The organism is Maribacter sp. IgM3_T14_3, from assembly GCF_049603095.1.
In the GTDB taxonomy this organism is placed as follows: Bacteria; Bacteroidota; Bacteroidia; order Flavobacteriales; family Flavobacteriaceae; genus Maribacter.
Window position 1 is genome coordinate 3,143,751 of sequence record NZ_CP187138.1, and the last position, 12,333, is coordinate 3,156,083.

The following is a 12,333-nucleotide window of genomic DNA, read 5'->3' on the forward strand; positions in this document are numbered from 1 at the left end:
GGGAGTTTATTTAGCCCATAAACAGATTACTTCACTTCATTCGTAATTGAATTAATTTTCCACCGTTACACGAACCCCTTCACTATGACTACTAAACTCTGGTGCATACATACTTTGTATGGTAGTAATGCCATTACTGAAATCTCCGGCATTATTTACACGTACATCATATTCAAACACATAAACTCCTTTTGGTAAATAGTCAAAGAAGAAATTGGTACTAGCATCTTTAGTGCTTTCGTAATATCCTAAGCCGTCTTGCCATTTGTATCTTGAAATTACGTTTACAGGTTCAAAACCTGCTGCTCGCATATCTTTCATGTGTAAAAATTCCATATCTCGGTCGGATCTCAGTTCAATTCTAATCTTAACCAAGTCGCCCACTTTTAAATTGGTATTATCGGTTACTTCAGAAATCACTTCACCAGAATCAGTATTCTTTTTCAAAAAGATTTTTTTCTTCAATTTCAACGGAGTCTCGGCACTTGTAATTTTATCTAAGTCTTCAAAATACTGCCAGTACAAAGCTCCCCAAGCAATTCCTTTACCTTTTTTGCTAATTTGTACCTCACCCATTTTTGGTTGAATTTCAGCAGTGTTCCAAGAGGTTTTAAAGTAGCCTGTTCCTGCTTCTATCTTTACATCTTCTAGTTTAGAAGCATCAATTTTTTCTCCACCAATTAAAACTTCTACGGCGTCTGTAACCGATAACCACTCACTACCTTGTAATAGTAAAGCATAAACTGCTTCGGTAGTTGCCTTTGTAGTGCTCCATTGATTGGTCTGCTTATTTTTTAGTAACCATATTTTAAGATTATCCACCGTCTCAATATCCGCAGGGCGAATTTCAGAGAAAGCTTCAATTAGCAAAGCTTGTGTTTCTATAGGTGCTTGATACCAAAACCATGAGCTGGTATTACTTTTCCAGTACATGCCCAATTCATCGCTGGTAATACTATTCTCTTCTAACGCACGTAGAATTTTGGCAGATGTTTTTATATCATCTTTTCTGTTTAGAATTAATGCTAACATTCCCTGTGTATACAAACCTCTTTTTGTCCAATATTTCTGAGATTGCTTTAAATAATACGCGGTTATCTCATCTACTTTCTTAGAGGTTTTAATTTCTGGAAAAAGACTACGCATATATAAATAATGAACCTGATTCGCACTTAAATGATTATCGTTAATATTTGATGTGCGTTTCTTCATTTGCTCGTATTCTTTCACAAACTCAGCATCTAAATATGAAATTGCATTTTCAATCATTTTAGATTTAGAGTTGAACGAATTTGATAAATTATCAGCTTTTGTAGATTCTAAAGAGATTAATTTGTTCAAATGCCCCATTCCCGAAATAATATGTTGGGTAATGTATCTATTGTCTGGACCACCATTGAACCATGACCAAGCTCCACTTGAATTCTGATTTTGAGCCAGCTTGTTTAAAGCTGTTTGTTGCTCGTTTTTCATCTTGTTCAAATTGAATAACAAACCGATTCTTTTCTTTTGTTCGGTTTCAGATTGTGCATCGCGCAACCATGGCGTTTCTTGAATTAATAGCGATTTTAATTCTTCGTTCTTTTCTAGGTTGCTTAGTAGGGCATCTGAATTTGCCCATTGATTAAACACTTCGCGAATTCTAGGGTTACTGTTCGCAATATGACTAGCCAAGGTGTTTGCGTAATACCTTGAGAATGTCTGCTCGTTACAATCGTACGGGTACTCCATTAAGTAGGGTAATGCCTGTACTGCGTACCAAGCTGGGTTAGATGTCATTTCTAAAGTTAGCTTATGGTGCTTCAGCGTAGTCGATGAGGTATTACTTAACTTATTTAAAGTAAACGTCTTGGTCTGGTTGCTACGAATCCACATAGGTAATGTTTCCGTTACCAAAGTTCTGTTTGATAATACAGGCAGCATGTTTTGTTCGCCATCAGAGAAATCACTTGCTTTCGCAATAATTTTATATTGAACCGATTGCAACCCTTCCGGAATGTTCAATTTCCATGATACTTGGGTATTCCCCATAGCATCAACTTCAAAAGATGATGTATCTGGTGCATTGGAAACAGCTAACAATTCTTTTGAAATATCTGTGCCGGTTACCGCATCTGTCAACTCTAATTTAGCCTGACCGGAAAGTAGTTTTTCAGTAAGGTTAGAAATTTTAGTACTAATTATAATCTCATCACCCTCACGTAAAAACCGTGGTGCATTTGGTGTCACCATCAATTCTTTTTGGGTTACCGTAGATAGATTTGTTATCGTGCTTTCCAAATTTTTGGTATGTGCCAAAAGTTGCAAATTCCAACGTGTCAATGCTTCGGGAGTAGTGAAATTGAAACTTATATTTCCTTCTTTATCGGTCTGTAATTTCGGAAAGAAAAAAGCGGTTTCCTGTAAATTTTTACGAATGCTAACCGAACCAAAATCTTCGCTATCCATCTCTTGTTCTAATTCTGTTGGTTCTGCACTTTCAACAGCACTTGATAATTCATTTTCTTTTTTAACAGTGCCATAGCCAACGGTAACGACCTCATCTAGGAGGGCATCATCTGCCATCATTGATTTTCTCATGGGTGCAGAACCATAGCTAATAGCTCGCGATTCATAGAAGTTACCTCGTGACATAAAATCTAACCCGAACGAATCGAAAGAATCAAATCTTAGACTTGGGTAGCTCATGTCTATATAATTCGAAAATGTATAGAAGCTGCTGGTGGAAAAGCTGTCATGAGCACTTGTTCTAATTCGCGAATAGTAATATGGTCTGTTTAGCGGATAAAAGCTCCAAGAATGAGGGCTGAACTGGTCTAAAGAGGCATCGTACATACTTGTCAATAACTCAGCGCTTACTTTTTCACCTTTAGGACCTTTGACCTTAAAAGACCAAGTTTCATCAACACCAGGCGCTATTTTGTCTCTAAAGCTCATAGTTTCTATTTTCAAATCGCTAGAAGGGTAGGGAACATGTACGTTCATGGTATGCTCATTAAAATGATTGGCGAATGCATAGCTGTAGGTTATGGCAAAGCCACCTAAATCATCTTTGGAAACAGGTAGTGTTATCGTTTTAGAATTATCGTTTAGCGTAATTACCTTTTCTTCAAATATCTTCTGGTCTTTTTCAATAATTATTGTGATATTCAAATTTTTTGCACTAGAAAAAAAGGTGATTTGTGCCTTGTCGCCAATTGCATAATGTTCCTTATCCGTTTTTACGTAAAGTAATTGATTATCGGCTAGGGTTTGCTCATCGCCCGTAATTGAAAAGACGGCAATATCCTTTACTGCTTGTCCAAATTTATCTTTTGAGAAGAGTTCCATTCTATATTTCCCCGACTCCCAATTTTTGATTTTCCCAAAACTGATTTCATTAGAATTTTCAGTGTCAAATTTAGATTGCCAAACCATTTTGCCTTTCTGCCAATTAGAAGAGTTGTCTTCATTTTTAAAAGCTTCATGCGGATATAACTTTTTAAATTCTTCTTTTGAAAAACCGGAATAGTCAGGTGCTGACCAAGGTCTTGGTCTAAGAACATAATCAGGTGCCTGAAGTTTGTATAATTTTACTTCACCCGTGGCAAAAACAGATTGTCCGTTTAAATTTTTGCTGGTAATGTTAAAACTTGCGTTTTTCTGGGTCTTGTCTACAGCATCGGGTACTAGCAATCTTACGTCTAATGCGTGATAGCCAACGTTGACAGTGGTTGTAGTACTGCGTGTTTCTCCATTGATATCGGTTACATCTGCCGTAACTTCATAATTAAATGTGGGCAAGTTCTCTTTTTCAATACTATTGTCAGGAATAGCCTTAAAGGTAATTTTATAATTTCCTGCTGCATCCGTAATAGTTTCTCCCTGCACAATTTCTTGTGAAGTACCATTAAAAAAAGGCTTGATCCAGTAATACCATCTAGGTACACTTACTACTCTTTTTACGCGGTACACTACTTTCGCGTCAGATATAGTACTACCTGCATAGGCTGTTGCTTTACCGGTTACGGTTATGCTATCGTTTACTTTAAAAGTATCTGTAACAGGTTCAAAATTAGTTTCAAATTTTGGTCGTTTATACTCTTCAACTGAAATAGATGCGTATCCATTTAAGTTCAACTCGTCCGATTTGGCACGAATAGAAAATTGCCCTGTTAGTCCGGAATTTGGTAGTATAAATTCACCCGAAATAGAACCATAATCATTTGTAGTCAATGAAAGTGTTTTAATTTCTTGTCCGTTTACATCGCTTAGGGTTACATCAATATTCGTTTTTTCCAATACTTTAGATATGCCTTGATCTTGACTAATGGCAATACCCTTAAAATAAACAGGCTGCCCTGGTCTGTAGATAATTCGGTCTGTAAATAGAAAGCATGAGTAGTTGATTTGTTCATTGTTTTGAGCATAATTTCGGTTAACGTAATATTCGCCAAAATGGGCTTTGTCACTTTTAGTCTTAACCGTAATGTTAATGTTGTTCCAGTTTTCTTTACTTTTTTCAATGGTTATAAAACCTGTTTTATCTGTAGTGTAAGATGCTCGTTTTAGTGCGTCTTTATAGTTTTTTCTAAAACTTAAAATAACCTCTGCACCCGTAATTGGTTTGCCGCTGTTTCGGTCTATGATCTGGTATTGTTGCTGTCTGTTGGTTTCAGATTCAATAACGGCCACATCTGTTGCCTGTATGGTAGTATAACTGAATACATCTATTTTTTCATCATTAGATTCAGCGGTTAAAATATAACTTCCGTTTTCTAGTGCCGGCACTATAATTTCTGTGCTGTGCGATTGATAATCATTCTCGGTCTTTAACTGTGCAGACCACGTTTTAGCAATAGGAAGATTTTCAATAAACGATTTCTTTTTATTATCTGGGTATATTTCTTCTAGTTTTGATAGTTGATTTTGAGTGATTTTATATGCATGTAGATGTAAACTTTCAACGTTCTTGTATTGAACCAAAAGTTTACTGATCGTATTTTTGGGAATGTGTTTTTCAGTAGTTAACTGCACGCTGTGGTCTTGAATCTTTGCTTTCAAAACCTCGCTTTTTTGTGCACCTAAACTATTAGGAAATCTTGCTATTACATCATCTAAAAGTGCAATGGCATCTTTCAATTTCCATTGATATGCCGCGTCGCCTAAAGATGTATAATTGTGTGCTTTTTGCTGATGCTGTAGTGCAATTTCAAAGGTGTATAAACCGGATAACGGACTATGCTTTATGTTTTCAGATGAATTTTTAAGTACTTCTAAGTATAAATCGTCCTTATTGGCAAATGTCGCGTTTTGATGAATAAAACGTAATCGCTCTATATCTACCAATACTAACGGACTTATATCTGGGTTGCCAAAATGAAATGCTACGAGTTGTTGGTATATTTCAAGTGCTCTAGATTGTAATGACAGGTTTTGTCTATCATCAAAAGTCAGAAAACTAACAGTGTATGCTTCGCATAGAATAGCTTCGTTGTCAATCTCAAAAGAATCTACAGGTTTGTTGATGCTATTTTCGCTTGTCGTGTAAAATTGTAAAGCGGTATGTGCAAGAACGTCAAATAATGTAGGTCTGTACTTTCTGTTTTCTTCATTCTTTTCTAGAATTGCATCAAAATCTGAAATAGCAAGTTGGTGTGTAGTGCCAGCGTTTTCTAAGGATGCGGTAAAATGAGAATCTATTTCTTTAAATAACGTATCTAAATCCCAGGTTCTAAAATCTACCGAATCAACCTTAATAGCTGTCTTGGTTCTATTATTAAATCGATACCTATTTTGCTGGTAGTATTGCCAGTATAAGTTTGCTAAATGACTATGGAGAATATTTTTTGTGGCACCATCTGCAGTTGCTATTTCAGATTTGAAATCATTAACGATTTTTAATTTAGAATCTTCTTCAAGTTTATTGATAAAACCAGATTTGTATAGTAGAGCTTTTATAGTCTGTACCTCATTATTTTCATTTTTCGCCTTTTTAAATATGGCTTCCGTTTGCTTTAATGCAGATTTGGAAAGGTTCCCGTTTTCAAAATTCTCAACCTGTTTCCAAAGTTGGTCGTAAGAATTGTTCTGTTGGGCGCTACCAAATTGTACGGACATAAATAGGATTAGAATTAGATATAGATTTTTCATCATAGTAAAATTACAATACAAAACTGTGCCAAGGTAATTTTAAATGCAATGAAAAATGAGTGAAACATACTTTTGGGTTAGGCTTATAGGTTTGTTTCACTTTAATCGTATCATTTTTGTTGGGAATTGCTTTTTTAAATCATGGAAGGTTTATGTTGCTGTTATTTAGGTATTTACAAATCTGTATCTTTAATTTAACATCTTTATAATAATTATTTACAATGCAGTTAACCCCAACTTTACATTGATCTTCTTGTTTTGATACTTAAAACCAAACTGTATTAAAATGAAAAATGTATTACGACCTTTTTATGTAGCAATTCTTGGAATTTCAATTTTATGTACCTCTTGTGCCGATGATGGTATAGATGGAATGGACGGTGTTGATGGAGTGGACGGTGTAGATGGCGCCGATGGTGCTGACGGGGCTGACGGAGCCGATGGCATGGATGCCGAATTTCCAATAACTATTGATCAGCTTACCTTTTCTAAAATAGGAACGTTTACCAATGGTAATGACGAAGCATTTGCAGAAATATCTGCTTTTGATGCCGTTACCAACAAATTATTCATAGTAAATCCTGAAGAGGATGAAATTTCAGTACTAGATTTGACAGATGCTACAAAACCCGTAAAAGGTGCTTCCATCGCTTTAGCGGGAAGTCCGAACTCTGTTGCGGTGCATAATGGCATTTTAGCAATTGCTGTTGAAAATAGCGATAAACAATTAGACGGTACTGTTGATACCTATGACACTGATACGCAAATTCTAATCAAATCTTATGTAGCAGGAGCGTTACCTGATATGGTTGCTTTTTCACCTGATGGGGAATATATTGTTGCTGCCAACGAAGGCGAGCCAAATGATGATTATACGGTGGATCCAGAAGGTTCAATAACGGTTATTGAAGTGGCTACGGAAACCGCAACGCAGATTTCGTTTGCCGGACAGATGAATCCTGGTAACGGATTTAGAGTATTTGGTAATAACGGTGCTTCTACTTTTGTACAAGATGTGGAGCCGGAATATGTTACTATTTCTGATGATTCTAGTACTGCATATATAGGTTTACAGGAGAATAACGGAATGGCAATAGTTGATCTTACCTCAAAAACCATCACCGGTTTGGTAGGCTTGGGAACAAAGAATCATAATGTTTCCGGTAACGAAATAGATGCATCTAATGAAGATGGAATTGCAGGAAATCTAAAAAACTGGAATGTTTTAGGTTTTTATATGCCGGATGCCATAGACTATTTCACAGCTAATGGAAACGGTTTTATTGTTTCTGCCAATGAAGGTGATTCTAGGGACTATAACGGTTATTCTGAAGAGGTGCGGGTTAAGGATTTGGATTTAGACCCTGCTTTTTATCCTGATTTTGAAGCATTGCAAGAAGATGAAAATTTAGGTCGATTAAAAACGACAACTGCAAACGGAGATGAAGATAATGACGGATTATATGAGCAAATCTATTCGTACGGTGCGCGCTCTTTTTCAATTTGGGATACTAACGGCCAATTGGTGTATGATTCGGGTTCTGAGATAGCACGAAGAACATTGGCTTTGGGACCATCTATATTTAATCAAGATGAAGGCGAAGTAGATGGCAGATCAGATGATAAAGGTGCTGAGCCAGAATCTGTAAAGGCTTTGAAGGTTGGTGAAGAGACGTTATTGTTCGTAGGATTGGAAAGAACAAGTGGAATATTGGCTTACAATGTAACCAACCCTTATAACCCAGTTTTTGTTACTTGGATATATGATGCAGAAGATATTTCACCAGAAGGGTTAATTGTTGTGGATAAGGATGATAGTCCTACAGGAAATTATTTAATGATCGCAACCCATGAAGTATCTAGTACAATAGCTATATACGAGATGAAATAACTCAGTAAAAACTTAATTAAAAATAATAAACATGAAACGCCAAATAGTAATATTTGGCGTTTTTTCTTTTAATACTATCGTTTTACTTAAAAAAAGCTTCTTATATAATCTAATTTAGTATTGACAGCTATTCCAGTAAGCTACCAAGAACTACCTTCTGTAGTATTTAGAACAGTAGTTGCTTCCGCAGAAATAGTAATATTATTTTCTGAAAGCTTAATATTGTCCTCCCATTTACTATCAACATCACTAGTCTTACATGATATGAACATGAGGAGAAAAAATGAAATAATCGCTAAAAGTTTACTCATTCCAATGGCATTATAATTTTCGCCTTTTATTTGCCCATTAATCGCTTTCCATTAATGCCTATGTGCGTTTTCTTCTTATTTAAAAAACAGAAAGAAGTAGTGACTTCAGTACCGTCGTCGTAAATAAACCTAGCTGCATAACCTGATAGGTAATATCTACCGCCCGATTTTTTATTTGAAGATGTAGATCCCCTAACATCACCAGTTGCATTAGCAAACCCTGTTTTGGAATGTGAAAAGCGACCATTAGGTTTAAAACACCAAGAGCTAGCGTTACCAACAGTACTACCACCGCCATAACCACTGTAGCTAGAAGAGGTGATATTGCCATAGCAACCATTAAGTTTTAAGTCTTTAGAAGCGGGTTCGGTGAGCCAATCGCTAGCTTCTTCAAATTGCGCTTGGTCATGTTCTTTTAATTCTAACTCGTTATTGCGCATTCGCCACTGTCCCCAACTTTTCGGATTTTTTCTTTTAGATGCCGTAACACCTTCAGAAAAAGTGTATACTATATCACTCGTAAACGTTCCATCTTTAAATAGGGCTATGACATCACTAGTGGTGCCCACCATACCAGTAGATTGCATTCCTGTTCCCAGTAGGCCTCTAATTTCCAATAACCCTTCGGGGGCGTTGCCTGGTGACAATGAGGCTTCGGATATTTCATTGATAGCGGCTTCTTTTGAAGTGGTTTGTGTCGTTTTAGCAGGTACTTGGTTATTAGCTATTTTGTTTGAAGTGGTTTCGGTAGTTTGTTTAGTTACCATATCGGCTTTTATGTCAACCAAAAGTGCGTCTAATCTAGTGCCATATTTAAGAACGGTAATAAGATCGTTCGATGTTATAAGTCTAAGAAAGAAATTACGACCATCTTTTAGTTTACCACCCTGGTAGGCGACTTGCATGGTAACACCTTTGTTGTCTTTGTAGCTATTGGTAATACCGTAATCTTCTTTTTCAGGTTTTACTAACCAATTTTTAAGAGGTTCTCCTAATTCCTTTTGTTTCTCTTTTGCAGTTTCAAGCACCCAAGTTTTTAGATCTTCATTCGGAGCTTCTGTAGGCCCGTAGGTGTAAACGTCAAACGTTTTGCCGCTTTTTAAATCAGTAGGTGTATAAATTTTAATATCTTCTTGTATAGTTGTATTCCATTTAGATTGGGCAGATATCACGCTACAATAAATTAAAGAGATACAGAAGACGAATAGTTTTATAGTTTTCATGGTTAGTTGAAATTTTAAACAGCTTAATCAAGTCTTAAAAATAATTGAAAACGAATGGCTTAACTACAATTAAATATTATTTTAAGGATAACTCTAATCACGTAGTAAAATAAAATTGGTCAGGATATTATGTATGGCTATTCTTTTTTAATTTACGGTAACGGTCAATTAAAGAATATCATTATCAAGGTACATCGATAAAATACTTTTCAGTCAATGGTTCATCTTGCCAAAAGGCAAGCTCAAAGGTCCAGTATGGGTTGTCTTCATATAGCAGATGGTAATCGCCCCAAGTATATTGAAAAGCATAGCTTCTTTGTTTCTTTTCGCTATACATATTACCGAAAAGATATATGGTAGAGGAGCCGCTTACCCAATTGGAGTGTATTTCAATTTTATCTATGATAACCTCTGTACCTGTAGGTATTTTGGTAACAGTCTCTAAGTCAGATTCCATACCAAAACTATTGCCATCTTCTAAATGATAGCTATAGTTTTCATTTCTAGGTAAATCATAATTTAAAATTAGGGTTGGTCTTTTCGTAGTTAATTTTTGGTTTATAATCTCTGTAAATGGTTTTTCACTAGATATATCTCTGTATTTAGGTCTGGTAAGTATATAGAACAATAGGGCAACGGTGCCTATGACCAGAACTAAAAATATACCGCAACGAATTGCTATCTTTTTCATTTTCTATTTAGAAATTCTTTGGCTATTATTTTAGAAATCTTAATAGGTTTCGAATTCAGAAAAGAGTTCGTCTTTAAGACTACTCCATTCTTCTTTTATTATGCTATAATAAACATCGGTTCTACTTTCGCCATTTGATGCAATGTAATTATTTCTAAAAACCCCTTCTTTTTGCGCGCCAAGTTTTTCGATTGCTTTTAATGATCTTAAGTTAGCTTTGTCAGCACTAAACTGTATTCTTCTAAATCCGATTTTTTCAAACCCATATTTCAATAATTCGTATTTACAGGCTTTATTTATACCTGTACCTTGAAATTCGGTTCCGTACCAAGTCCAGCCAATTTCACATTTTTGGCTCGCGGTATTCAGGTTGCCGTATCTGGTGCTTCCTGCAACTTTATTGGTTAGTTTGTCAATAACTAGAAAAGGATAGCACAAACCATTGTTTTTATCTTTAATGGTTTTATTGATGTAATTTTCAAACCCTTGTTCGTTATTTATACTTATACCCATGAATTCCCAGATTTCTTTATCGAAAATTATTTCTTTGAGTTCTTGATTTCGTTTATCCTCAAAAGGGAGTAAGAGTACACGATCGTTTTCAAGTTGAATTTTTGTTTTTAATAGTTTCGGTTTCATTTTTAATTAGTTGCAATGTTTTGCTATAATTGGCAAGTTAGTAGAAAGCACTGAATTTTCAAGTTTGTTCTGATGCCTATTATTTTCGTGTTTTAACTTAATTGGTTTAAAATCTAAACTTAAGAATTAAAGATTTTTGTAACTAACACCTAACTTTTGTAGCATACTGAAATCTCCGTTTGACAAACTAGTTGCTGCACAATCGTTTTATTTGTATCCTTAAAATACAGTTGAAAATGGCAAATACTAATTATTTAAATAGCTATAGTGATCTTAAAAGTCCGCCATCAATAGGCATATTTATACCAGTAATATAAGCGGCTTTATCAGATGCTAAAAATGCAGCTAAATAACCATATTCTTTTGGGTCGCCAATACGCTGTACTGCCACTCTCGATTCCATTTCTTTTCTAACCTGACTGGCTTCAATGCCTAATTGTTCGGCTTTTTTTGCATTGAGTTGCGTAATACGGTCGGTATCAAAATAACCGGTGAGCACGTTATTTACTGTAATATTATGTTTGCCAACATCTGTAGCTAATGATTTGGCCCAAGTGACTACGGCAGCTCTAATAGAGTTAGATAGTGCCAAGTATGATAATGGTTCTTTTACAGAGACCGAAGCTACATTAATAATACGTCCCCAATTATTTTCTGTCATAGACTGCAAAGCCAATTCTGTAGTGAACACCACTGTTTTAAAAAGTAGGTCAAATGCTTGTTGGTAATCGTTTACTTTTTTTTCTAGGGCATTACCAGCAGCGGGACCTTGGGTATTATTCACAAGAATATCGACACTGTTGTTTTCAAAGTATTTGGAAATAACCTTTTTGTAGTCATTAAAATTATTAAAATCTACCGCTAGGTATTGATGTTGTTGTCCCTGGTCTGTAGGCAAGTCATTTACGATGTTGTGTAATTTCTCTTCGCTGTGCGACATTAAAGTTACACTGGCACCGCTTTCTGCCAATTGCTGTGCTATTGCTTTACCAATACCACCGCTACTACCGCCAACTAATGCTTTCTTATTTTTTAAAGATATATTCATTTCTCAAATTTGTTTTAAATAGGATAACTGAGCGTAGCCGAAGTTAACGACCAACCAACTTCTACCGATATTCTTCTCTTGTTGGGCTAAATACATCTAATAATTTACAAGGGGTCAGGGCAACACCACTGTGTTTTTTATGCGCGGCAATTATTACGATATCGCCTGGGCTGTATACTTTGGTAGTGCCATCTAGTGTAAATTCAAAATCACCCTCCATCACATGCATTATCTGCTCGTTCATGTGATCATGTTCGGGTACTATGGCGCCTTTTTCTACATCCCAAAATGCCATACTCATGTTTTCAGAATGTACCAATTTGCCATGTAAACCGGGCATAATTTCTTTTGATGGTATGTTGGATAGATTCAAGTTCATCGATTGTTTATTTTTAAAC

General features: G+C 35.7%; 8 protein-coding genes. 1 reads left to right on the plus strand and 7 read right to left on the minus strand.

Translation table 11 applies throughout. From position 1 onward, the window contains the following. Window positions 1–51 precede the first annotated feature (51 nt). Window positions 52–6,099 (minus strand): alpha-2-macroglobulin family protein, encoded by a 6,048-nt coding sequence (locus ACPF9A_RS13985; protein ID WP_423997897.1) that lies wholly within the window; start codon window positions 6,097–6,099, stop codon window positions 52–54. A gap of 319 nt (window positions 6,100–6,418) precedes the next feature. On the opposite strand from ACPF9A_RS13985, the gene ACPF9A_RS13990 reads away from it, so the two are divergent. Continuing rightward, window positions 6,419–8,023, plus strand: a complete 1,605-nt coding sequence (locus ACPF9A_RS13990; RefSeq protein WP_423997899.1) for a choice-of-anchor I family protein — start codon at window positions 6,419–6,421, stop codon at window positions 8,021–8,023. A gap of 140 nt (window positions 8,024–8,163) precedes the next feature. On the opposite strand, the gene ACPF9A_RS13995 is transcribed toward ACPF9A_RS13990, so the two are convergent. The 6 genes from ACPF9A_RS13995 to ACPF9A_RS14020 form a co-directional block, all read right to left on the minus strand. Next, window positions 8,164–8,334 carry a hypothetical protein gene (locus ACPF9A_RS13995; protein WP_423997901.1) on the minus strand — a complete coding sequence of 57 codons (171 nt, stop codon included), beginning with the start codon at window positions 8,332–8,334 and terminating at the stop codon, window positions 8,164–8,166. A gap of 26 nt (window positions 8,335–8,360) precedes the next feature. Then, window positions 8,361–9,557 (minus strand): hypothetical protein, encoded by a 1,197-nt coding sequence (locus tag ACPF9A_RS14000; RefSeq protein ID WP_423997903.1) that lies wholly within the window; start codon window positions 9,555–9,557, stop codon window positions 8,361–8,363. A 184-nt stretch (window positions 9,558–9,741) separates the two neighbouring features. Beyond that, a complete protein-coding gene (locus tag ACPF9A_RS14005) occupies window positions 9,742–10,248 on the minus strand; it encodes a hypothetical protein (protein ID WP_423997905.1) in 507 nt (168 codons plus the stop codon). A gap of 39 nt (window positions 10,249–10,287) precedes the next feature. After that, entirely contained in the window at window positions 10,288–10,887 is a 600-nt protein-coding gene (locus ACPF9A_RS14010; RefSeq protein ID WP_423997907.1) for a GNAT family N-acetyltransferase, read from the minus strand. A 262-nt stretch (window positions 10,888–11,149) separates the two neighbouring features. Then, window positions 11,150–11,935, minus strand: a complete 786-nt coding sequence (locus ACPF9A_RS14015) for an SDR family oxidoreductase (protein ID WP_423997909.1) — start codon at window positions 11,933–11,935, stop codon at window positions 11,150–11,152. A gap of 61 nt (window positions 11,936–11,996) precedes the next feature. After that, complete coding sequence (locus tag ACPF9A_RS14020) at window positions 11,997–12,314, minus strand: cupin domain-containing protein (protein ID WP_423997911.1); 318 nt, start codon at window positions 12,312–12,314, stop codon at window positions 11,997–11,999. Window positions 12,315–12,333: the final 19 nt, after the last annotated feature.

Excerpts from the sequence above, each read along its gene's own strand:
- ACPF9A_RS13985 (WP_423997897.1), bottom strand. The coding sequence starts at position 6,099 with ATGTCCGTACAATTTGGTAGCGCCCAACAGAACAATTCTTACGACCAA.
- ACPF9A_RS13990 (WP_423997899.1), top strand. The coding sequence starts at position 6,419 with ATGAAAAATGTATTACGACCTTTTTATGTAGCAATTCTTGGAATTTCA.
- ACPF9A_RS13995 (WP_423997901.1), bottom strand. The coding sequence starts at position 8,334 with ATGAGTAAACTTTTAGCGATTATTTCATTTTTTCTCCTCATGTTCATA.
- ACPF9A_RS14000 (WP_423997903.1), bottom strand. The coding sequence starts at position 9,557 with ATGAAAACTATAAAACTATTCGTCTTCTGTATCTCTTTAATTTATTGT.
- ACPF9A_RS14005 (WP_423997905.1), bottom strand. The coding sequence starts at position 10,248 with ATGAAAAAGATAGCAATTCGTTGCGGTATATTTTTAGTTCTGGTCATA.
- ACPF9A_RS14010 (WP_423997907.1), bottom strand. The coding sequence starts at position 10,887 with ATGAAACCGAAACTATTAAAAACAAAAATTCAACTTGAAAACGATCGT.
- ACPF9A_RS14015 (WP_423997909.1), bottom strand. The coding sequence starts at position 11,935 with ATGAATATATCTTTAAAAAATAAGAAAGCATTAGTTGGCGGTAGTAGC.
- ACPF9A_RS14020 (WP_423997911.1), bottom strand. The coding sequence starts at position 12,314 with ATGAACTTGAATCTATCCAACATACCATCAAAAGAAATTATGCCCGGT.